This window comes from Verrucomicrobiia bacterium (genome assembly GCA_035765895.1).
Classification (GTDB): domain Bacteria; phylum Verrucomicrobiota; class Verrucomicrobiia; order Limisphaerales; family DSYF01; genus DSYF01.
Genome location: DASTWL010000063.1, coordinates 39900 through 62017, shown reverse-complemented (window position 1 = coordinate 62017; position 22118 = coordinate 39900). Strand labels below are relative to the sequence as shown.

The following is a 22118-nucleotide window of genomic DNA, read 5'->3' as shown; positions in this document are numbered from 1 at the left end:
TGCGGCACACATCATACAACAGCAACCCGCTCAAGGCTTGTCTTCTGCGGTAGCGACAACGCATTGCTCCAGAATCCAGCGGCGCGCTTCGCTCTCGTGCCCGTGGTCGAAATAACGAATTTCGGCGCTCAAGAAGGGCCGGGCCAGACGGGTCATCCATTCCTGCCACCGCTTTTCGCCCACGATGGCCAGCCGGTCGATTTCGTTGCCGTGTTTCAAATACACCTTGAAATCGTCCCACAGTGCGCCCGCGTCCCAGCCATGAAAGTCGGCCAGCTCAACCAACAATCGCAGGCTTCCGTGCCTTGCCAACAACGCCTCGACTTCAGGAACAAACTGGCGATAGTCGGCGTCGCTCAACCGCCCGCTCACGCGAACGTGCAAGACCTTCTCTGAAATCAGTGGTGTTGATTTGATCGGCATAACTGCTCTTCAGCGGGTTATTTGCCCGGCCCGCCATGCCGGAATATAGGCCCGATTTGCGCCGCCGTAAAATGCCCACCCCCCGCCCGGCGTTGGGAGAGCGGTTCAGCGGCGGTTTCTCCCCTTGGCGGAAACCGCTTCACCCCGTAAGTTCCCCGTCATGAATCGCACCGGAAAAGCGGTCAGTTGGTCCGTGTGGGTCGGCATCGTGCTGGTTGCGTCCTTGCTCGCCCTCGCGTTGGTGCTCATCAAGTTGAAGGCCACACGAAACAACCAAACCGTCAACCTGCCGGTCATCAGTCAGGTGCCGGATTTCGCCCTGACCAACCAGCTTGGCCAGCCGGTGACCCTCGCCGGCTTGAAGGGACACGCCTGGGTGGCCGACATCATTTTCACCCGTTGCGCGGGCCCGTGCCCGATCATGACCGGCAAGATGCACGAACTGCAAACCGCGCTGCCCGCCGACTCGGGCGCCCGGCTGGTGTCACTCACAACCGATGCCGACTACGACACGCCGGCAGTGCTGCAAAAATATGCCGCCAAATTCGGCGCCGATGCCGCCCGCTGGACGTTTCTTACCGGCGACAAGGTGGCGGTGGCCAACCTGGCCATCGATGGCTTGAAGCTCACTGCCGTCGCAAAGCGGCCTGAAGAACGCAAGGATCCCGTGGATTTGTTTGTGCACAGCACCATCTTCGTGGTGGTGGACAAGCAGGGACGCTTGCGGGGTGCGTTTCAGACCCAGGGAGATCTGATCAACTGGCCGGACGTGAAGCAGCAAATTCTGGCAGCGCTCAGGCAACTGGAGAACGAGTCGTGACCCTCGCCGATTTGCCCGCCGTCAACGCCACCTTGAACGGGCTGAGCGCCGCGCTCCTCACGGCAGGCTATGTGTTCATCAAACAGCAGAACCAGCGCGCCCATCGCAATTGCATGATCGCGGCGCTGACGACTTCGACGCTGTTTCTTTGCGGTTACCTCTACTACCACGCCCACGCCGGCCACACGGTTTTCCGCAACCCGGCGTGGTTCCGGCCGTATTACCTGACGCTGCTGCTCACCCACACCGTGCTGGCCGGCGTCATCGTGCCGCTGGTGATTGCCACCGTGACGCTGGCCGCGCGCCGGAAGTTTGAAACGCACCGCAAGCTGGCGCGCTGGACGTGGCCCATGTGGATGTATGTCTCGGTCACCGGCGTGATCATCTACCTCCTGCTTTACCAGATCTTTCCGCAGACGCGGTGAGCGGAGCGGCTTCGTCAGAACACCCGCAGCGTGTCGAGCACCGCTTTCACCCGCGCCACTTCGTGCGTCCGGAACAAATCAGTTTTGCCCAGCGCCGCCAGCACCGCCATGAACGGCTCGGCACAACGGACTTCTTCCCCGAAATATTCGAACGCGTGCGGCAACGCGTGACACACCGGAAAGCCCAGCGTGCGCAACCGGAACGTGTTCAGAAAAATGTTCATCTGATGCCGCACGCGGACCGCGCTGTCCTGCAGGTTGCGGTAATAAAAACCCAGTCCCGGGTCGATGAATATCCGCTCCACGCCATTGCGCGTGGCGCCTTCAATTTGCCGGGCAAAATGCTCATACAGCATCGCCACCGGATCGGCGCCGAAATCGAAATCGCCCACTTCGCGAACGTTTTTCCCCTGCACATGGCAGAGAATGACCGCCGCATCGTGATCGGCCACCAGGCGGAACAATTCATCGCTCCGCTCCGTGCCCGTCAGATTCAAGACATTGGCCCCGGCTTCGAGACACGCGCGGGTCACCGCCAGCTGATACGTCTCGACCGAAACCAGCACCTTGGCCGCACGCAGCTCACGAATCACCGGCAGCAGCCTGGAGTTTTGCTCCGCCTCCGCCACCCGCACAGCGTGCGCCAAGGTGGATTCCGCGCCGACGTCCACGATGGCCGCGCCCTGGGCGGCCAGCGTCAGCCCGCGCTGAACCGCGCTTTCCGCCGTCAGGCAAACGCTTTCGCGATACCAAGAATCGGCGGACAAATTGATCACTCCCATCAGGGCCGGTTGCGCATTGAAGTGAAACACTCGTCCGCCAACGGCAAATTCCCGCACGCGGGCATCCGACTCCGCACGGTGTTGTTCCAAAAGTCCGGCCAGTTGATCCAGAGTAAGCACGCACGGGCATCGTAAGGCGGAAATCCGAAATCGCAAGCCGCGCCCCCGGATGTTGGCGAGCGCCAGCTGTGTCTCAACGAAGCAGGGCGGCGTGCTGCTTCAACCACCGCTCGGCCGCCGCAAAGTCCGGACAGACCCGCCCGACCTCGCGCCAGAAACGCATCGAGTGATTCATCTCCCGCAGGTGACACAGCTCATGCAAAATGATGTAGTCGCGCACGAAGGGCGGCGTCTGAACCAGGCGCCAGTTCAACGAAATCGTCGCCCGCCGCGAACAGGAGCCCCAGCGCGTCCGCTGGTTCCGCACCGTGATGCGGCACACGGTCAATTGGTGACTCGCCGCCAGTTCCAAAACCCGCGGCGGCAATTCGCGAATCGCCAGCCGCCAGAGATGCCGTTCGATGACCGGCCGCCAATCGGCGGTGCTGCCGCCCACTGAAATCACTTCGTCGCCGAGTTGAATTGCGCTGCCGTCGCTCCCGACAGCCGCCTCGATTTTTCTCCGCTCGCCGCGCAGGAAGACCTCCGTGCCCAACCGCCACGGCTCGGGATGCGCCGGGCGGTTCGCCAGCCGCTCCAGTTGCCGCGCCAGCCACGGCTCATGTCCTTCCGCAAAACGCCGGCCGGCCAACCGCGAGCCGCCGCGCGGGATGGTCACGCGCGCCGAACCGTCCGGACGCAATCGCAGCACGTAACGTCGCGCCCGCAGATTGACCACCAGGGCCAGCGGAATTTCGCGACCGGCCACCCGCAGTCGCTCCACCGAGGGAGAGCTCGTGTCAGCGGGCCGTGGAAATGTGAATTGCACACGCGCAGTAAATGCAGCCCGGCCGAGCTCGACAAGCTGTTCCACGCCGCCCCTGGACGAGAACCTGTGGACCTGCGCGGTTGATGGGCTGGGCCGAGAATGAATTGAATGGTCCGGGCGCGCGGAGAAATCAATTTGATGGCTGCCGCCGTTGCTCCGTGAACCCCGGTGGTTGCCCCATCCGTTGACTGGTTTGCCGCGCCGTTCCGCCGGCTTTCTCCAAGAGAGTGATGACCGCTGCTGGCAGGTCCGAAGTTCTTCCGGTTGGCTTATGAAGACCGATTCTGAAACGCCCAACTGATCCTCCGAAACGATGGACCGGCGAATCCAAAACCGGCTTGGCGGCTGGCCCACCCATCGCGGAAAGGCATTCATTCTTCAGCTCATTGAGCAATTGAGCAACAGGCAGGTCCAACGGTAGGGCCGGTTCGCGTGTCGTCATGGACGCCGACGTGGAGGGCATCGCCAAAGGAATCAAATCCGCGGTTCGCGCCTCCGGCTTGGGGCGCACGAGGTCAATGATTGCTCACATCGGAACGCGGCTCCACTGTGCGATCCCCTCCCGATCCCGGGTGCTGCGGTATATGGTGCTCTGCTCCTGGGCTCCAAGTTTGACAGGGTCCGCCAGCGAACGCTCCCGCGTCCTTTCAAGCAGGCTGCCAATCTTCAGTCGGCCTCGTGGAATTCCGTGCGTGTCCGGTCTCCAGCCCGAAGGGGGGTTGGCTCCGGCGCCCTCCAACACCTTCCGAACACGGCCTCCCAGGCAACAACTGCCTGAGCGTCATGTTCGGATTGATCGGGGCGCGGGCATGTTCGGCGGCGGCCGAAGCTTTGCCGTGGTTACTCTGTGGCCAGCGCCTTTACAAAGAGGACATTGTTCTCCTTGTGAACATGCTGGTGCATGTTGCGCTCCAACTGCCGAAGGCCGTCGTAGAGGGCGCGGAACGTATTGCAGGCCCAGTCCGGCGGGGTGTAACCGTCCGTCAATTCCTTGAAGCGTTCGAGCGCTCCGCCGGCACTGTCATGCTCGGATTCCAGCTTTGCGAAGGTGGCCTTGAGTTCGGTCACGATGCCCGCCCGGTTTCCATTCGCCGCCGCCAACTGCCGAATCTTCGGAAATACGACCGCCTCTTCCTCGTCCGTATGCGCCGTCATCGCCGCGTTGAACGATTCAAACACGCGCCGCACCTCGAGCAGTCGTGCTTCACGATCGCCATGAACGGCGGCAACTTTGCGCGTCATGAAATCCAATCGCGGCAGTTCTTCGCGCAGGTAATCGTGATGCGCACGCTCGATGTGATCACACAGTTCGGCCAGACCCATCGCGTCGGGATTGGCGCTCGGCACGTCCGCCGCGCGGTCGAGCGCGTTCAGCATGGCAATCACCGTGGCAGGATCGAGGTTTTTGGCGCGACAGATTTCCGCCAATGGCTTCTTGCCACCGCAGCAGTAATCAACGCCGAGGTTTTCAAAGATGCGCGAACGGGCTGGCACAGCACGGACGAGTTCTCCGACAGTGGTTTCAGGTGTTATAGTTTTCACAAAAGTTCTTCGGCGATGGCATTCAGGTGTTTGGTTTGACGGTTGAGCGCTTTCAATGGCTTACGCTCGCGCTCATGCGGGCGAAAATCTCCGCCCGCTCCTCAGCGCGTGTGACCTGATCAATCATGGGATAGAGGATGTTCTCCTCCTTGTGGTTGTGCGGTTCAAGCACCGCCAGCAAGCCGGCTTCTTCGTCAGTCGTGTCAAAGTCATCGCGCACGAGCCTGTCCGCGATGGATTCAAGAAAGCCCCGGATTTGCCGGTGTTCCCAACGCATCACTTCCGTCGGCCCGGCGACCATTCCAGTCTTGCCCTCGAATGCAGGAAACAGAATCTGCTCCTCCCATACGATGTGTTGTTCCAGCCCGGCTTTGAATTCCCGGAAATTGGTGGCCGCCTGCGCACGGTCGGAGTTCTTGAGCGTTAAGAACTGGTGAAGGAGCTCATCCAGCCTGTCATGATCGTGAGTGTAGTGTTCGTTGATGCTGGCAGTGTTCATAGGCGCGCTCGTCGAACAAAAGGATAACGAACCTAAAGTTGTATTTCAAATATAACTTTAGCTTTGAATCCACCCTTGCTGCTCATGCGGCTTGCTTCCCGATGCGACGCAGCGCCTGTTCCGATTACTCAGGGTGCCCGCTCGTGCAAGCCGCCTTGCATAGTCCCCTAAAGGGTTGCCGTAAACGAGGTTGCCAGCACTTTTGGCATTTCGCGCCATCCCTTGGCGAAAAGGGGTATGACTTGGGTCGCAACAGTCATCGGTGTGGTCGTCAGCACCGACCGCGGTTTGGTTGTGCCAGTGTTGCGCGAGGCGGTTCGGTTGAGCTTTGCCGAGTTCGACCAACCAGTTTCCGCATTCGCCCAGGGCAACCGGGGAACCAAACTCAAGCCCGATGAACTTGAAGGCGGAACGTTCGCCACAACCAACGGCGGAGTCTTCGGATCATGGCTTTCGACGCCGCTGGTGAATCCGCCTTAGAGCGGCATCCCCGGGTTGCACGCCATATAAGAACGCCCCATTGCGCTATCCGGCCAAGAAGCCGTGATATTCCTGCGACGCATCAAGGAGGGCGTGGAGAAGCCACTGCGGATGCTCTTGGAGGTTTGAGAATGCCCCATCCCTTCAGCCCGTGCCTGCGTCTTCAGCGCCCCCCCGCCCGGCGCTTCCCGCGGTCGCCGGGGCGTGAATTTAGGGCAGGCTGTCCAGACCGGTGATGATGCGAGCGCCTCTTTTGTAGGTGAAATAGGAGTAAATCCACTGCAAAAGGACGGCCGCCCGATTGCGAAAACCAATGAGGAAAACCAGGTGTATAAGCAGCCATGCGGCCCAAGCCAGCCACCCCGAGAATTCAAAACGCCCAATTTGGGCGACTGCGGCCGACCGGCCAATCGTGGCCATCGTGCCCTTGTTCCAATACCGAAACGCGGGCCGCCCGGAGAGATTCGCGGAACCGGCCCGACACTCGCGGGCAATGACGCGTGCGACATGGCGTGCCATCTGGATTGCCGCTGGCGATACTCCAGGCACAGTCCGCCCATCGTGGCCCTGAACCACAGCCATGTCACCAACAACAAAAACCTCCGGGTGGCCAGGAACACTCAGGTCCGGACTGACGCGCACCCTTCCTGCGCGGTCCAGTTCGACGCCCAGCAGTCGCGCCAGCGGATTGGCTGCGACCCCTGCGGCCCAAATCATGTTCGCGCTTTCGATCCGAGTGCCATTTGCCAGGACAAGAAACCCTTCCCCGATGTTCTCGACGCGAGTGTGAGTGTGAATTTCCACTCCGAGCGCCGTCAGTCGGCGTGCAGCCTTCGCGGCCAGTTGCTCGGAGAATTGCGGTAACAGCCGCGGCCCTGCCTCCAGCAGGATCACACGTGCGCGACGCGGATCGATTCGGCGAAAGTCCCGCTTCAACACACGCCGAGCCAGTTCGGCAAACGCACCGGCGAGTTCAACTCCGGTGGCACCACCGCCCACGACCACGATGGTCATCAGGCGTGCCTGTTCACCGGCGTCGAGCGCGGTTTCAGCCCGTTCGAACGCGAGCAGCACTTGACGCCGGATTCGCAAGGCATCGTCCAGTGATTTGAGCCCGGGCGCATGCTGCTCCCACTCCGGATGGCCGAAGTAGCTGGTCACGCCGCCAAGGGCCAGCACCAGATAATCGTAGGTCATGACAGTGTGGTTAAGCCGCACTTCGCGACGGGTCAGGTCCATTCCTGTGACCTCGGCCAGGAGCACCTCAGCATGCTTTCGTCGAGAGAGGATTGAGCGGATGGGTTGGGCAATCTCCGGCGCCGACAAACCGGCAGTGGCGACTTGATACAGGAGGGGCTGAAACAGGTGGTGGTTTTGCCGGTCCACCAGTGTGACCCGGGCACGCGGACAATTGAAGGCCTGACAAAACGTCAGCCCTCCAAAGCCGGCGCCCAGCACCACCACACGTTTCTCGCTTTTGTCCTCGTCCTGCATTTTTCACGTCTCCAGAACGCAACCGTCCGACCACAAATCTGACCATCGGTAACGGTTTACTGTGTTGGCGGGCCATCCTGCGCAGAGCGGTAAATGTCCAGCCGCGGCGCACCACTCACGTTTATTTGTCCTGACGCACCCTTGTCGGCGTGTGCCATGTCGTGATCCAAAAACGTGTAAATTCCCGGCACCACCGGCGTGAACTCAACGATGGCTGACGACCCGGGAGACACCGTCACCGTTTGCAAATCGTGCGCCGCAGGGTCAGTCAGGCTGCCTTCACGATAGACATTTTGCATCAGCGTCCCGATGACGTGAAAGGAGGAGATGAGATTCGGGCCGGCGTTGCCAAAGTAGATGCGAATGCGATCGCCGGCTTTGGCGGACGGCGCGTCGGAGAAGAACATGGAGCCGGACTGGCCGTTGAACACCACATAAGTCGGGTGTTCTTCCATGGCGCGCTCATGCGAGAACCCGAGCAGCCGGCCGCCGTTGGGATTGTTTGTCGTATAAAACTCACTTTGCATGACGTAAAGCTCGCGATCGGCATGCGGCAATCCATTCGTCGGATCCACCAAAATGAGACCAAACATGCCGTTGGCAATGTGGTCAATCATGGGCGGAACCGCGCAATGATAGACGAACAGGCCCGGATGCAGAAGGTGGAACCACCCCACGTTCGTCGTTCCCGGTGTGACGGTCAACACTTGCGCCCCGCCGCCCGGCCCCGTCACGGCGTGAAAGTCCACGTTGTGCGGCATGCCGCTCGGATCGGTGTTGGAGATTCGCACCTGCAGCCAATCACCGGCGCGGACGCGGATGAACGGGCCCGGCACATGGTCGTTGAAGGTCCAAAAGGTGTAATCCGATGAAGACGACAGCGGCATCACCTTGTGCGCAGCGACCAGATTAACCTCCACGATGGCCGGTTTCTGCCTTGTAACCGGCGGAGGAACATTCGGCGCGTAGGTGAGCTGAGTTTCGACATGAGGCAAGGCGGCGCAGGCCAATTGCGTCGCAGTAATGGCTCCAACCAAGATGGTTGGGAAAAATCTCATTTTCATAAATCCACTTCGTTCAGGAAATGTCAACGATCAGGCACAACCTGTTTTTTAGCGCTGGCTTGATCAGGAGCGCAAACCGACGGAACGACGACCGCCGGCCCGGGTGATTCGGAATCTGCTGTCTCGGTTGGCGCAGAGGGCGAGGAGGCATCATTGCCGATTGCCTCGACCGGGCAGCCGGCCATCGCTTCCTCTGCCTGGCGCAGTTCCTCCACGGTCTCGGGTTGGTGGAACACGATGCTGTTGCCATTATCTTCGTCGCGCCGAAAAACGCTGGATGCGGTTTCCCGGCATAGATCGCAATCAATGCAGGTGGAGTCCACATACCAGGCGCCAGGAACATTCTGTGGCAATCGGCTATTCTTGTCGGCCATGATGTTTTGCCTTTCTCTTTATGTGTTTCATTGGGACTCGAGGGATCGGCTCGATGCCTTCGGACCTTCTTCCAGGAATGTCCACAAATCATCTTTGCCGAACTCCGGGCAGCAAGAACCGCTGCCCGTGTAACATTCCTGGCAAAGCAAGCGCTCGCCAAAGCGATAAGCGCCGAACCTTCCGCAAACATCGCACGCGACGCCGTCGTCGAACGTTGACGCTGGCTTCGATTCCTGAACGGGTTTCATTTCTTCCTTCATGCCAAATTCTCACATCGGCTAAAGGTGGATCGCGGCCCCATAAGCCTGACCGGTGGCTTCGTGGACGGCTTCGCTCAAGGTCGGATGGGCATGAATGCTGGCCACAATTTCCTCATGGGTCGCTTCGAGCGTGAGCGCCAGGCCCAGTTCGGCGATCATCTCCGTCGCTTCCGCGCCGATGATGTGTGCGCCGAGCAGTTCGCCATAAGGCTCGCCAAAAAGTAGTTTCACAAAACCATCCACTTCGCCCACGGCGCGGGCTTTGCCGCTGGCGCTGAAGGGGAATTTCCCAACCCGGTATTTCAATCCCTGTTCCCGTGCCGCGCGCTCGGTCAAACCGACACTCGCTACTTGCGGCTGGCAATAGGTGCAACTGGGAAAAAAGCTGATTCGCTTCGGGAGGTGATGGGTGAACATCCCCTCGACGGCCTGAATCGCTTCATAACTGGCGACATGCGCGAGCAAGGGCGGCCCGATGATGTCTCCGGCGGCGAAGACTTCCGGAACACTCGTTTGATAACGATCCGTTGTCTGGATGAAACCGCGCGGCGTGAGTTGGAGCGACAGGCCGGCCGGCAGCAACGGCTGCACACCGATGGCCACCAAGCAGACTTCAGCCTCCAGCGTTTCAGATTTTTTCCCTTCGACGGTGATCCTCACGCCCTGGCCGGTGGCTTCGGCTTTGACGACTTTGGTGGCTGCCAGAACGTTGATACCCTGTTTAACGAAGGTCTTTTCCAGCGCTTGCGAAACTTCGGCGTCTTCAAGCGGCAGAAGATCCGGCAGCATCTCTACGAGCGTGACCTTCGTGCCGAAGGCGTTGAAGAAATAGGCGAACTCAACACCGATCGCGCCGGCGCCGATGATAATGATGTCTTTGGGTTGCTTTGCCAAAACCATCGCTTCGCGGCTGCTGATGACCGTTTTGCCGTTGAACGGAAAATCGGACAGCGGCCGCGACACGACGCCGGTGGCGATCAGAATTTTCGCGGCTTCGAGTTTCTGGGTTTTCCCATCGGCGCTTTTTACCGTCACCGCACCGGCGTCGGTGAGCGACGCTTCGCCGCGAACATAGTCCACCTTGTTTTTCTTGAACAAATGCTCGATGCCGGCGGCGTTTTTGTCGGCGACGTCGCGCGAGCGTTTGATGATTTTGCTCCAGTCGTGACGGAGGTTGTCGAAGCTGAAACCGAACTCGCCACCGCGCTGCTTCATCAGGTGAAACAGTTCGGCGTTGCGCAGCAGCGATTTGGTGGGGATGCAGCCCCAGTTGAGGCAGGTGCCGCCGGCTCGCTCTTTTTCGACACAGGCGACGCGTTTGCCCACTTGCGCGGCGCGAATGGCGCCGACATAGCCGGCGGGACCGCCGCCAATGACAATCAGATCGTAATTCATAAGCATTCAATTAAAGCAACAACGCGGCTGGATTCTCGAGCAGCCCGCGCAGTTCCGCGAGATACTGCGCGCCGGTGGCGCCATCCACCACACGATGATCTGCGCTCAAACCGATGGCGAGGCGATGGCCCGGAACGATCTGGTCCTGTGCGTTGAGCACCGGCTTTTTCACGATGGCGCCAATCGAAAGGATGACGGCCTGCGGCGGATTGATGACCGCCGAAAAGCTATCAATACCGTGGCTGCCCAGATTCGACACGGTGAGCGTGCCACCCTGATATTCCTCCGGCTTGATTTTCTTGCTGCGGGCGCGCGTGGCCAGGTCTTTCACCGCTTCGCTGATTTCGCGCAGCGACTTCTTCTGCGCTTGCCGAATGACCGGCGTCACCAAACCATCCTCAACGGCCACCGCCACCGAAGGGTGAATGTCGGTGTATTCAATAACAGCGTCGCCAGCGAAGGATGCATTGACACGCGGAACCTTCGTGGCGGCAGCGACCACGGCTTTCAAAATGAAATCATTGAACGTCAGTTTGCCCTGACCGGACTTTTCCAAGTGCTCGTTCAACTGTGTTCGCAGCCGGACGAGTTCACCCGCGTCCACTTCAATGTTCAGGTAGAAATGCGGAATTTGCGTTTTGCTGGCGAGCAACCGCTCGGCAATGATTTTGCGCATTCCGGTAAGCGGTATGCGCCGGTCGCCGGGGCCGGGCGGCAAGACGGGAATTGCGGCCGCCGCTGTTGGGATCGCCGCCGGTGTAACGGGAGCCGACTCGACGTCGCGGGCAACGATGCGTCCTCCTGGGCCGGAACCTTGAATCAAAGCCAGGTCCACGCGTTTTGCGCCCGCAATTTTCTTCGCCAATGGCGAGGCTTTCACGCGGCCGCGCGAAACGGGTGCGGCGGCTTTCTCCGCTTTGGCTGGAGCCGGAGATGTCCGGCTCGGACTCCCGGCCAGCGGATTGACTTGTTGCGTTTTGGCAGCCTGGCCGTCCTTTTGCGGCGCGTCTTCCCCCGCCGCCAGCAGCAACGCCAGTTTTTCGCCGATCCGTGCCTTGCCACCTTCACTGACATAGATTTCCTGGAGCGTTCCGCCATCAAAAGCTTCCAGTTCCATCACCGCCTTGTCAGTTTCGATTTCGGCAATGACGTCGCCAACGTCAACCGGCTCGCCGACGGCCTTGCGCCACTTGACCACGGTGCCTTCGGTCATCGTGTCGCTCAGTTTGGGCATTTCAATGTAGGGCATAACGGCATCAGGCAATGCTTAAAACTTTTTCCACGACGCGCTCGGGCGTGGGCAGTTGAAGTTTTTCGAGCGGCGGACTGTAAATGGCCGGCGCGTCCAGCGTGCAAACGCGCAGGACCGGCGCGTCCAGATCGTCGAACGCTTTTTCCTGTATGGTCGCGGCGATTTGGGCGCTCACGGCACAAAAGGGTTTGTTCTCGTCCACCAGCACGGCACGATGGGTTTTGCGCACGGAGCGCAGGAGAGTTTCTTCATCCAGCGGGCGGATGGAGCGCAAATCCACGACCTCGGCGTGGATGTTGTGTTCGTGCGCCAGAATTTCCGCCGCCTGCAAACTCGTGATGACCGCGCGTCCATGCGCGATGAGCGAGACATCCGCGCCTTCGCGTTTCACGTCGGCGACGCCGAGCGGAATCAAGTATTCCTCATCCGGCACTTCCCACGTCTCGCCGTAGAGCAGGGTGTTCTCCATTACAAAGACGGGATCGTTGTCGCGGATGGCGGTTTTCATCAGCCCTTTTGCGTCGTAGGCCGTGGCGGGGCAAACGACCTTCACGCCGGGGTTGTTCGCCAGGATGCTTTCTGGCGTGTGCGAGTGCGTGGCGCCGACGTTGGTGCCGCCGTTGGCCGGGCCGCGAATGACCAGTGGCAGATTGATCTGGCCGCCGGACATGTAGCGGATGCAGCCGGCGTTGTTGACGATCTGGTCGTAAGCCACATAGGCAAAACTCCAAAACATCAATTCAACGACCGGGCGCAGCCCCAGCATCGAAGCGCCGGCACTCAGGCCGATGAACGCCGCTTCGGTGATTGGTGTGTCCAGCACGCGTTTGTCGCCAAACCGTTGCCACAAGCCTTCGGTCACCTTGTAAGCGCCGTTGTAGTGCGCGACCTCCTCGCCGATGATGAAAACGTTTTCGTCCCGCGCGAGTTCCTCCGCCAGCGCGTCGTTCAAGGCTTTGCGATAAGTGATGACAGGCATGGAAATTCGCGGTCAATCATTGAAGAAAAATTTTCCGGTCCGGCCGGCGGCCGTCTGCCGATCCACTTCGCAGTAAACGTCCGCGAAAATGTCGGGTTTCTCCGGCAACGGACTCTCCTGGGCAAAGCGCACCGACTCGGCGGCCTCGGCCATGGCCACCGCATCCAACTCGGCTGCCTGTTCTTCGGTCAAAACGCCTTCGTCCAACAATCGCTTTTGCCAAAGCTGAATCGGGTCGTGCAGCTTGCGATATTTTTCAATTTCCTCCGGACTGCGGTATTTCTTGGCGTTGGCGTCGGAAACCGAGTGACCATAGTAACGGTAGGTGGCGATTTCCAGAACCGTGGGCCGCGATTCCTCTCGCGCGCGCAGAATCGCGGGCAATGTTTTGGCACGCACTTCGTAAATGTCCTCGCCGTTAAACCGATCCCACTCGATGTCGTAAGCCTCGGCCCGTGCCGCCAGGCAATCCCGGCAGGCGGAGGAACGTTCCTGACTCGTGCCCATCGAATATTGGTTGTTTTCGATGATGTAAACCACCGGCAGACTCCACAGCGAGGCGAGATTGAGCGAGGCTTGATAAACGCCCTGATTGACCGCGCCGTCACCGAGGTAGCAAAGGCAGCAGCCCTTGATGCCTTTGTATTTCAGCGCGAAGGCCAATCCGAGGCCGAGCGGGGTCTGCCCGGCGACAATGCCGTGTCCGCCCCAGAAATTCTTGTCCGGAGCGAAGAAGTGCATCGAACCCCCCTTCCCTTTGGAACAACCCGTGGCCTTGCCGAACAACTCCGCCATGCATTCATTCATGCTCATGCCGGCCGCCAGGGCGTGACCGTGGTTGCGGTAGCCGGTGATGATATGGTCGTCGTCGCCGCACAGCGACATCGTGCCGACGGCGACGGATTCCTGGCCGATGCAAAGATGCAAAAAGCCGCCGATCTGGCCGCTGGTCTGGTATTGTTTGAGCGCCGCCTGCTCAAACCGCCGAATACGGAGCATCTGGCGCAGAAACTGAATCTTCTCCTGCACCTCCAAGGTATGATTTATTTCCGCAGCGGCGGATGGAATGATCTCCAAAGTTGTTTCCATAACAGTGCACCAAAGAACGCCCTCCAAACGTAGGCGAGTTAAAGCTGTATTTCAAATACATTTTTAGCTTGTGTCCTTGCAATCTCCGCTGCATCTTGGTTTCGATGCGATTGAGCGCTTATTCCGATTACGCGTTCCGTGTGCTCATGCAGGCGGCCCTGCGCGGGCCCCAGCGAGTCACCGTCGACCAGGTGGCTGAGACGTTCGGCATTTCACGTCATCATCTGGTCAAGGTGGTCCACGACTTGGGGTGCAGCGGTTATCTGCAAACGCAGCGCGGAGCGGGAGGTGGATTCACTCTCGGCCGCGCCCCCGAGAAGATTCGAGTCGGCGACATCGTCCGCTTGGGCGAGGAAAGCGAGGCCGTCATAGATTGCACGGACAAACCCGGTTCTCAGTGCCGAATCTTCCCAGCCTGCCAATTGCGGGGCGTGCTGGATGAGGCCGCGTCGGCCTTCTTCGCGGTGCTGGATCGCTATACTCTGGCGGACCTGATCAAACAGCCGTCGAAAATGCGCGCCGTGCTTCAACTCTGAAATCTTGATGCGACCCTGCAACTGGGCCGGTTGGATCTGCTGAAACCCCGTTTCATGGACACGGGCAAAGGGCCGTATTTCTGTCCCGGCTGTGCACAGATGGCCGGACTGCCGGAATTTTATCCGGCGCTCAAGCAGCAATTGGCAGCGCGCTGGCTCGACTTCCCGTAATCACGCACGGAGCTGATTGATAGGCTCGGTGGGGAAAATCGGAGTTGTCCCGTGCTCGTGTTGCGTGTTGCGCGCTGCACCCGCAATTTTGCTCGGAAAGCCGCACGCCACCCCATCACTCCGTGCTCATGCTGCGCGGCTCAGGTCATTGGTTCTTTATTGGGGGAGACCGCACCCGGGAAGGGCCGCTACTCCGTGATGTGATGCTTCTTAGGTGTTGAGAGATTCGCCATTGGCGGCGCCACGCTTTTGGAAATTGAGTCACCCGTCGGAAAACGGATCGTCGTCTTCCGCATGACCCCACCGGGAGGCCTTGGACCATTCACGTTCGTAGCCGTCGCAGGTCTTTTGATAGACCGGACACATGACGCAACCATCGCCGCGAATGACCTCCACGTTTGGCGTGGGCGGGTAGCGTTGCAGAAGTTCTTCCGCCAGGAGCCGAACCTGCTGCTCGTCGGCGGTGAGGCTCCGGGACGGAAGTTCGGGTATCCCGGCATCCTGCAGACAGATCTCGCCTTCAACAAACAGGACCGAGTTTTCCGCGTCAATATGGTGCTGCATGGCCGCGATGTATTGTTCGGTCGTGGTCCGGAGTCGAATTTGATCCGTCGGCGGCAACGGTTGCTTCGCGACCAACTGCTCGATCTGATCCAGCCAGGCTTTGAATTGACGGTGATCATCGGTCAGGACGGCAATCGGGCCGTGATCGCCGGGAAGATGGAGTTGATTTGCCAGGGTCGCAAACAGCACTTGCTCTTCCCGGGAATGGTGGAATTGGTCGGCATACACGCGAAAAAAGCGAACGAACCGAACCAAGTCCTGCGGGCCGCTTTGGGCGCCGACGAATTGACTCACTGCGGTCCGAAATGAATCCAGCATCTGGTCAATCAGATCATGCTCGGCGCGCAATTCCTCGAGCAGTTGCATGGCGGCAACGTGGCATGAGCTCGGGCCGAAATCAATGACGGCGCCCGTGGTCAGGTATTTGTCCGGGAAGCCGGCATCACGACAACGGGTGAGGATTTCGGCCACGGACAACTTCCCGCCAGGGTCGGCGGCCTTTTTGGTCTCACTGTTGTTCTCGGCTCCAGCCCGCATTGAGAGGGCGTGTTGTTTGGATTGACCGCCGGCTTCGGTGCGACGGCGATTGTATTCCTCGCGTGCCAGCTTCAGGCTGCTCTGCGCCATGAAGGCAAATCCCAGCGATCGCCAGATTCGCTTCCCCGCGATCCACGGACACCCATGGTAATGGCAGGTGATTCTCCCCTCGCAGTCCTTGTAGTGGTAGATCCCCCGTTCTCCTTCAGCTTGCAGGTAGATTCCCGGTGCTTGTTCGCCGGCTGATGGCTTTTTGTTTGTTCGGTCGGCGGCAATTCCCGCATTCACGCTCGTGGTCGTTTACCCGTTACAGGTGTTTTCTTCTGAGCGCCTTTTTCCAACCACGAGCCATCGCTCGCGGGTCGCTGTTGCCAATTTGTCCACAGCCGCATCTATTGCGCTTCGGCCTTGACGGTCTTTTGCTCACCACCGCGCAGCAGGACTTCGACGGAACTAACGTTCACGCCATTGAGAGTTTTATGCCTGGCAGTTCGCGGCACACCATCGACAATGAGCATCTCGAACGAGCCGGGAAACCGTGCCTCCCAGGTCAGCGTTGCGTCCCCGGTGTTGTTCCGGACCGTGGTAGTTCGGTTGGAATTTTCGTGCTTTACCAGCACGTCGTAGGCTCCGACCGGGATGTGATCGAGTTGAACCCAGCCCACTTCGTCGGTTAGGCGGCCCAGCGTGGCAATTTTGTGGTTCGGCGCGTCCGGCTCGATGCCCATCATCCCCGTGGCAATAAATTCGACGGATGTGAACGACACCTCCGGATAGTCATAGTGAGAATCCATGATGCACTTCAGCCAATACCAGCCCTTGTCGTTCATGCCGTAATTGTAGAAAACCTCAGGTAAATAGGTGAAGGATTCGAAATTATAATGCCTCCGGTTCTCCCGGTAATTATGGTCTATTTTTTCCAGCATGGCATCAGCCCTGTCTCCCGGTTGGGCGATGCACTTGACCGCTTGGAAATCGTAAGTTTCCTTGCTAAACTGGTCAAAGTTCGTAATCCAGCCGGTCAAGCCGATGGTCCGGCCCGCGTAGTAATTTCCCGCGCCGGCATTCCACCAGTTCTGGTCATACTCGCGCTTCACGCGATCGGCCTTCGCCAGGCAGAGAGCGGCTTCGGAACGCCTGCCCGTCGCCGTCAGCAGGTTCGCGTAGGCGATGTAGGCCGACCAGGTGGTGGCGATGTTGTCGCCGCCCACTCCATAGCCACCGGCCGATTGTTCGCAGTAAGAGCCGCAGGCGCCGTCGAAAATGTCGATAGAATGCCCCTCTGCGATGCCGTCGCCGTTGTCATCGTGTTTGGCGATAAACTGATTCATGGTGGTCCGGTAAAAGTTCGTCAGGACCGGGTCGCCGATCCAACGTGGATCGGCGCTCCACTTATAGCAGGCGTAGGCTTTGTCCACGAGTTCCAGTGGTGCGGGAATCTCGCGAACAAAGTTGGTATCGCTGCGATAATCCACGGCGTAGGTTTTCCCGTGGAAATCCAGCGCCCACAGGCAAAACCACTGCCGCGACTCGTTGGCCGTGCCGGCGAACGCCTGCCACATGGAGAAGTTCTCATTATTGAGGCCCAATAAGGCCGCCCCCTCGCATTGGTGGGCGATATCCCTCACGTAAAAAGCCTGGCGGTAATTGTAGCCGGCCCAGTAGCAGGGAATGTAGCCGCTTTTCACACCCGTCCGCACCCAGCTCAGCGCTTTTGCTTTGTTCCAGTTGAAAGCGCTTTCCAAGTGGGGGCTGGACGAGGTCAGTGTGAGGCTGCTGACCGGCGCGGCTCCCGCCGCAAGACTGCACAAACAAACAAGAAGGAACATTATCGGGCGCACAATTTGGACCAGTATCAGCGGGCTGTTGGAATGAACAGGCATTTGTTTCACCGAAGCACGGTGTTTGCGGTGTCGGAATAGTTCCGGCTACCACCGCTGTGTCTGCAGGTCGAGCGGGTGCTCCGGGCGCGGGTTCCCGGCCACGCTATCCCGTTCACCTGGTGGGTCCCGCCGGCATGCATGCGTCTTCCGCTTCGATGAATACAGCTTATCCAGTGCGCGGCGGGCTTTTGCGTTGGGCATTGGGATAAATGCGAGAGTTCCAAGCTGGGCATCCGGGATATTCTTCAGCCAAAATCGCTTCTAAAAGAGCATCGTCCATATTTGTCAGTGACGCTTGGATACTGGATTTTCGTGGAAATTCGGTGGTCTTTTTGGAATATCCCATTATGGGTAGTTTTCGCTTGAGCGCTTTTTCACCCCCCGAGGACAGTGGACCGATGCGTGGACTGACGGCCGGTTTTCGGCCCTTGGCCGGCCTGAGAAGGGGGCCGGATGTCGGGGCGCAGAGGCCAGGAAAGCCTTGATTGACAGGGTTTCCGTGGGCTTCAAAAAGTGGCGCGCCCGCCGCGATTCGAACGCGGGACCACCTGCTTAGAAGGCAGATGCTCTATCCAACTGAGCTACGGGCGCAGAAAATTTAAACCTTGATCGGTTGATGGGTCCGGCTTTCCGCCTGGCAAAGCCCGGCCGGCCCACGCTGACAGGCAGAATTACTTTGCCCGGTCTCTGCACGACGGCAAGTTTCATTTGGCCGGCAGGGCAAGGACGCATATCCCTCCACTCCGGCCTGGAACCGTGAAAAATAGCTCGAACTATTTCGCAAACGGGAGTTAATGGGCGCAGCGGGCTGCGGGCGGCCCCGGCCCGGCGGAGCAAGCAGCATGGCGAAATATCTTTGTCAGCATTGTGGGCAGTCCCTGGAAACGCCCGATTCGATGGCGGGCAAGGAAGCCGTGTGTCCCCATTGCGGAAAGACAACACGGCTGGTGCTTGTGGAACCTGCGGGCAGCAAGCGACCTAAAGTCACCATCCCGCCCATCACCGAGGTGGAGCCGTTGAAGCCGGCCGAAGTGGCTCCGTTCGCCCAGCAACTGGTCGCCAACATGGAAAGAGTTATCGTGGGCAAGCACGAGCCCATCGTCCTCGCGGTGGCGACTCTTTTAGCCGAGGGCCATTTGCTCGTGGAGGACGTGCCCGGGGTGGCCAAAACGATGCTGGGCCGCGCGCTGGCCCAGAGTGCCGGCTGCACGTTCAAGCGCATCCAGTGCACGCCCGATTTGCAACCGCAGGATGTGCTCGGCGAGGCGCGCGTGGACCCACAAACCGGCCGGACCGAGTTCGTGTTCGGGCCGCTGTTTTCGCAGTTCGTGCTGGTGGATGAAATCAACCGGGCGAGTCCCCGCACACAGGCGGCGCTGCTGGAGGCCATGGGCGAAGGCATGATCACGTCCGAGCGCGTCACCTACCATTTGCAGCATCCCTTCATGGTGATCGCAACGCAGAATCCCATCGAACAGGAGGGAACTTTTCCGCTGCCCGAAGCGCAAAAGGACCGGTTCCTGGTCCGTCTGAGCCTGGGCTATCCCGCCTTGCAGGATGAACGGGAAATGTGTGAGCGGTTTCAACTGGGGCATCCGATTGAAACGCTCAAGCCCGTGGCTACACCGGACCAAATCATGCGTTGCCAGCAGGCGGTGCGTGCGGTGAAGGTGGACGCAGAGGTGTGCGATTATCTGCTCGCGCTGGTGCATGCCACCCGCAAACACCCGGCCCTGCGCTTGGGCGCCAGCCCGCGGGCGTCGCTGGGATTGTTTCGCCTGGCACAGGCACTCGCCGCGATTGAAGGTTCCGCTACCGCCACCATGGCGCACGTGCGGGCGATTGCCCCCGCCGTGCTCACGCACCGGCTGATCGGGCGGGAGGACAAGGATACGCCTGCTCGCCGGCCGCAGGACATTGTGGCGGAGATTCTCGCCCAAACCGATGCCGCCGCCACGCGCCCGACGTGAGCATTGGATGATTCAGCGCGGAGCCGGTGCGTTGCCGGCGAGGGACTGCGGCCGCGCCTTTTCGAGCAGCGCATCCAACACGTCCAGCCGTTGCGCCAGTGCGCGGCCATTGCGACGCAGGGCCAGATCCGTCGCTCGCGGCATTTTGCCGGAAGGTGCGGGCGCTTCGCGGAGTTTGAACCACGCGTCGAGCGTCTCCGCGTATTGCGTGGCCAGCGGCGCCAGTTCCGGCGCCAGCCGCAGGCGCAGGGAAATCAACTCCATGAGTTTGTCCCGCAATACCTGATCCCGCCGGGCGGGTTCCCATTCCTGGATGACGGCCTGCAATTTCACCTCGGACTGCTTGGGCAGCTGGTTGGTTGCGGCAAACACATCCACCCGCTGCCGCACGGCGGACGCAAGCTTGCGCCAGCTTTCTTCGTAAGGCCAGGTCTGGGTCAGGTCGCGCCCGGCAAACTCCGCGCCTTGGAGCGCCCACCATTTCTCAATGTCCAGCGGCCGGCTGAAGTGCGGCTTGAAGGCGCGCAAGAACGCCATCTGCCAGTTGAGATAATTGGGCAACGTCGCCAAAAAATCGCGCAGGCAGGCCGGGCCGTCGGGCAAGGCCAGGAGTTCGCTGACGAACAACTGGGCGCTGGCGCGGTAGGCCGGACCGCCCGGGCCGTCCAATTGTCCGGGCGCCGGCCAGCTCAATTCCTCAAACGTGAGCGGCGTGGAACCCAGCAGAATTTTGTGGGCCTTCTCGAGCGGGCTGAGCTGGCGCGCATCGGTGGTCACGGTGTGGAAAAAGACGCCGTTGGCCGAGCGGTGCGGCGGATTCAACACCAGTTCCGCGCCTTCATTGGAGAGCAGTTCGAAAAGCAGGCCCTCGGCCAGCCAGGATGGAATTTCCGCGGAACGCTCCTGCGCCGTGCGATTGGCCACCTCCAGCAAAACCACCTGCACCATGGCGCGCAGGTAACGCTCACGTGTCAACTGGTCCGGCATCAGCACGCGATAACTCCAGCCGCCCGGCGAGCGATCCGAAACAATGGTGACCCGTTCGTCCGCGCTCCGCGCCGGTTGCAGGGCGATGGCAACCCGCTGCTGCCAGCCGCCGCTGATGCCAAGGTCACGCCAGACGGCCTGTTTGATTCGTTCGGCGGAGATCGCCACGTAAGTCGGCTCCAGCCGGACCCAGTCCGTGTTGGTGCCCACGGGACCCGTCGCACGGAGCCAGCTGGCAACGCGGGGCGCCGTCACGGTAAACTGCCCGGTGGCACTGCACGCCGCAGTGGTCGCGGTGGGCAGCAACTGCGCCAAACCGGGCGCCGCCGCAATCAGCGTGAGGGCGAAGGCGGCGGCGATTTTCATGGTGAGCGAACAACGCCCGGCGGGCGGCTAGGCTTGCTTGGCCCCCGATTTGGCCGGCTTGGCTTCACCACCGGTGGTTTTCTTTTCCGCCGGCGCCGGAGTGGTGCTGGCGGATTCCTTCTTCGCCGCCTGCTGGTAGTTCGGGCTGCGGTAGTCGGTGATATAAAAGCCCGAACCCTTGAACAGCAGTCCCGCGCCCGTGCCGAGCTGGCGGTTGACCTTGCCCTTGCCCCAGCGCTTCTGGCCGCAGGCGTCCTGCGGACAAATGGTCAGCGCGGGATCCTTCATGGACTGAAATTTATCGAATTCGTGGCCGCACTTGGCGCAAACGTAAGCGTAAGTTGGCATAGTCAGATGGGAATATGTAATAACGCGGCGGCGCGGGCAGTCAAGCGGGCGAACGAAAACGGCCCGCCCTCCGGTGAGAGCGGGCCGCCGTGCAAAGTCATCCGCGCCTTACTTGCCGGCCGGGGCGTTGGTCAGCGGCGGAATCACCTTCACGCTGCCGTCCGATTTGATTTCGACGTTCAGGTCGTAATTGTTGGTCGGCGCCGGCTTCGGCGGATTCTTTTCCATCAGCAAGGTGGCGCCCTTCTTTTCGCCCGGCGCAAAAAGTCCCTGCCGAATCCACTCCAGCCGCCTGGCGATGGAGAGTTCGGCCTTGAGGTGCGAAACCTGGGCCTTCAGGAAATTGAGATCGTTGAGCTGCCGTTCGAGTTCGGCTTTCTCGGCCATCAACCGGTTCAACTCCTTCTGAAGGAATTCCTTGTCGCCTTCGGAGGCCGCGAGTTTTTTCTGGGTTTGCTCAATCTGTGTGGTGAGGTTCGTGATGGCCGTGCTCAGTGCGGCGGACTTGGTGTCGAGCTCCTTGTTCTGCTCTTCAAGGGATGCAATTTTCGCATCACGCGCCGCCAGTTCATCCTTGGTCATTTTCAAGGAATCTTCGGTCTGCTTGAGTTCGGTTTCCGTCTTCGACAAGGTGCCCAGCGCCTCGGTGTAGGCATTGGTCAGGCTGAGGAATTCCGCGTTGCGCTTGTCCAGATCGGCCTCGGTCGCAGCATGCACCTGCTTCAGGTCATCCAGTTTGATGCGGGTTTCCGCCCATTGGTTGGAGTGGTAGGCAATCGCTTCCTGTTGTTCCGCAATGGTCTTGCGATTGGAGAGGAGCGCGATCACCAGACCCAGCACGCCCACCGCCAGAATTGCAGCTAGAACTTTCACTTTCATAAATGAGTGGTTGAGACGCAGCCTGAATCGGGAAATTCAAAAAAACGGCCGCGCGCCCCGCCCACAATGA

Annotated in this window: 23 protein-coding genes, 1 tRNA gene and 1 pseudogene; 6 read left to right on the top strand and 19 right to left on the bottom strand. The window is 60.1% G+C overall.

What is annotated here, in order from left to right; all coding sequences use genetic code 11:
• Nucleotides 1–30: 30 nt before the first annotated feature.
• Nucleotides 31–423, bottom strand: coding sequence for an STAS/SEC14 domain-containing protein (locus tag VFV96_12885; protein HEU5071293.1), 393 nt, complete (start codon nt 421–423; stop codon nt 31–33).
• A 160-nt stretch (nt 424–583) separates the two neighbouring features.
• Between VFV96_12885 and VFV96_12880 the strand changes: the two genes are divergently transcribed.
• Together VFV96_12880 and VFV96_12875 are read left to right on the top strand one after the other, a co-directional pair.
• Nucleotides 584–1243, top strand: coding sequence for an SCO family protein (locus tag VFV96_12880; protein ID HEU5071292.1), 660 nt, complete (start codon nt 584–586; stop codon nt 1241–1243).
• A complete protein-coding gene (locus VFV96_12875; protein HEU5071291.1) occupies nt 1240–1668 on the top strand; it encodes a DUF420 domain-containing protein in 429 nt (142 codons plus the stop codon). Before VFV96_12880 ends, VFV96_12875 begins: the two co-directional genes overlap by 4 nt.
• A gap of 14 nt (nt 1669–1682) precedes the next feature.
• On the opposite strand, the gene VFV96_12870 is transcribed toward VFV96_12875, so the two are convergent.
• The 4 genes from VFV96_12870 to VFV96_12855 all read right to left on the bottom strand — a co-directional run bounded on the left by VFV96_12870 (nt 1683) and on the right by VFV96_12855 (nt 5419).
• A complete protein-coding gene (locus VFV96_12870; GenBank protein HEU5071290.1) occupies nt 1683–2570 on the bottom strand; it encodes a dihydropteroate synthase in 888 nt (295 codons plus the stop codon).
• Between the two features lie 73 nt (nt 2571–2643).
• Nucleotides 2644–3378, bottom strand: a complete 735-nt coding sequence (locus tag VFV96_12865) for a SprT family zinc-dependent metalloprotease (protein ID HEU5071289.1) — start codon at nt 3376–3378, stop codon at nt 2644–2646.
• Nucleotides 3379–4218: 840 nt separating this feature from the next.
• Entirely contained in the window at nt 4219–4920 is a 702-nt protein-coding gene (gene ric, locus VFV96_12860; GenBank protein ID HEU5071288.1) for an iron-sulfur cluster repair di-iron protein, read from the bottom strand.
• Between the two features lie 52 nt (nt 4921–4972).
• Nucleotides 4973–5419, bottom strand: a complete 447-nt coding sequence (locus VFV96_12855) for a hemerythrin domain-containing protein (protein HEU5071287.1) — start codon at nt 5417–5419, stop codon at nt 4973–4975.
• A gap of 258 nt (nt 5420–5677) precedes the next feature.
• Here VFV96_12855 and VFV96_12850 point away from each other — a divergent pair.
• Nucleotides 5678–6028, top strand: a pseudogene (locus VFV96_12850) (2-oxo acid dehydrogenase subunit E2).
• Nucleotides 6029–6109: 81 nt separating this feature from the next.
• Here the strand turns inward: VFV96_12850 and VFV96_12845 are convergent.
• The 8 genes from VFV96_12845 to VFV96_12810 form a co-directional block, all read right to left on the bottom strand.
• Nucleotides 6110–7393 carry an NAD(P)/FAD-dependent oxidoreductase gene (locus VFV96_12845; protein ID HEU5071286.1) on the bottom strand — a complete coding sequence of 428 codons (1284 nt, stop codon included), beginning with the start codon at nt 7391–7393 and terminating at the stop codon, nt 6110–6112.
• 56 nt (nt 7394–7449) lie between these two features.
• On the bottom strand, nt 7450–8388 hold the full coding sequence (locus VFV96_12840) for a multicopper oxidase domain-containing protein (GenBank protein HEU5071285.1): 939 nt from the start codon (nt 8386–8388) through the stop codon (nt 7450–7452).
• Nucleotides 8389–8480: 92 nt separating this feature from the next.
• Nucleotides 8481–8831: a ferredoxin gene (locus tag VFV96_12835; protein HEU5071284.1), complete on the bottom strand. Its 351-nt coding sequence runs from the start codon at nt 8829–8831 to the stop codon at nt 8481–8483.
• 27 nt (nt 8832–8858) lie between these two features.
• Nucleotides 8859–9092 carry a hypothetical protein gene (locus VFV96_12830; GenBank protein HEU5071283.1) on the bottom strand — a complete coding sequence of 78 codons (234 nt, stop codon included), beginning with the start codon at nt 9090–9092 and terminating at the stop codon, nt 8859–8861.
• Between the two features lie 18 nt (nt 9093–9110).
• A complete protein-coding gene (lpdA, locus tag VFV96_12825; GenBank protein ID HEU5071282.1) occupies nt 9111–10487 on the bottom strand; it encodes a dihydrolipoyl dehydrogenase in 1377 nt (458 codons plus the stop codon).
• 10 nt (nt 10488–10497) lie between these two features.
• Nucleotides 10498–11736: a dihydrolipoamide acetyltransferase family protein gene (locus VFV96_12820; GenBank protein ID HEU5071281.1), complete on the bottom strand. Its 1239-nt coding sequence runs from the start codon at nt 11734–11736 to the stop codon at nt 10498–10500.
• A 7-nt stretch (nt 11737–11743) separates the two neighbouring features.
• Nucleotides 11744–12718: an alpha-ketoacid dehydrogenase subunit beta gene (locus VFV96_12815; protein ID HEU5071280.1), complete on the bottom strand. Its 975-nt coding sequence runs from the start codon at nt 12716–12718 to the stop codon at nt 11744–11746.
• 12 nt (nt 12719–12730) lie between these two features.
• On the bottom strand, nt 12731–13807 hold the full coding sequence (locus tag VFV96_12810; GenBank protein ID HEU5071279.1) for a thiamine pyrophosphate-dependent enzyme: 1077 nt from the start codon (nt 13805–13807) through the stop codon (nt 12731–12733).
• Nucleotides 13808–13911: 104 nt separating this feature from the next.
• On the opposite strand from VFV96_12810, the gene VFV96_12805 reads away from it, so the two are divergent.
• Nucleotides 13912–14343 carry an Rrf2 family transcriptional regulator gene (locus VFV96_12805; protein ID HEU5071278.1) on the top strand — a complete coding sequence of 144 codons (432 nt, stop codon included), beginning with the start codon at nt 13912–13914 and terminating at the stop codon, nt 14341–14343.
• Nucleotides 14344–14373: 30 nt separating this feature from the next.
• Nucleotides 14374–14514 (top strand): DUF3088 family protein, encoded by a 141-nt coding sequence (locus tag VFV96_12800; protein HEU5071277.1) that lies wholly within the window; start codon nt 14374–14376, stop codon nt 14512–14514.
• Between the two features lie 261 nt (nt 14515–14775).
• On the opposite strand, the gene VFV96_12795 is transcribed toward VFV96_12800, so the two are convergent.
• The 3 genes from VFV96_12795 to VFV96_12785 all read right to left on the bottom strand — a co-directional run bounded on the left by VFV96_12795 (nt 14776) and on the right by VFV96_12785 (nt 18089).
• The gene (locus VFV96_12795) at nt 14776–15903 is read right to left on the bottom strand and encodes a hemerythrin domain-containing protein (protein ID HEU5071276.1); all 1128 of its coding nucleotides are present in this window, start codon (nt 15901–15903) and stop codon (nt 14776–14778) included.
• Between the two features lie 104 nt (nt 15904–16007).
• Nucleotides 16008–17444, bottom strand: coding sequence for a hypothetical protein (locus VFV96_12790; GenBank protein ID HEU5071275.1), 1437 nt, complete (start codon nt 17442–17444; stop codon nt 16008–16010).
• Between the two features lie 568 nt (nt 17445–18012).
• A tRNA-Arg gene (locus VFV96_12785) sits at nt 18013–18089 on the bottom strand.
• Nucleotides 18090–18445: 356 nt separating this feature from the next.
• On the opposite strand from VFV96_12785, the gene VFV96_12780 reads away from it, so the two are divergent.
• Nucleotides 18446–19468, top strand: a complete 1023-nt coding sequence (locus tag VFV96_12780; GenBank protein ID HEU5071274.1) for a MoxR family ATPase — start codon at nt 18446–18448, stop codon at nt 19466–19468.
• Nucleotides 19469–19480: 12 nt separating this feature from the next.
• Here the strand turns inward: VFV96_12780 and VFV96_12775 are convergent, their stop codons facing one another.
• The 3 genes from VFV96_12775 to VFV96_12765 all read right to left on the bottom strand — a co-directional run bounded on the left by VFV96_12775 (nt 19481) and on the right by VFV96_12765 (nt 22048).
• Nucleotides 19481–20821, bottom strand: a complete 1341-nt coding sequence (locus VFV96_12775; GenBank protein ID HEU5071273.1) for a hypothetical protein — start codon at nt 20819–20821, stop codon at nt 19481–19483.
• 27 nt (nt 20822–20848) lie between these two features.
• Nucleotides 20849–21169, bottom strand: coding sequence for an FmdB family zinc ribbon protein (locus VFV96_12770; protein HEU5071272.1), 321 nt, complete (start codon nt 21167–21169; stop codon nt 20849–20851).
• Between the two features lie 108 nt (nt 21170–21277).
• Nucleotides 21278–22048 (bottom strand): hypothetical protein, encoded by a 771-nt coding sequence (locus VFV96_12765; GenBank protein ID HEU5071271.1) that lies wholly within the window; start codon nt 22046–22048, stop codon nt 21278–21280.
• Between the last annotated feature and the right edge of the window lie 70 nt (nt 22049–22118).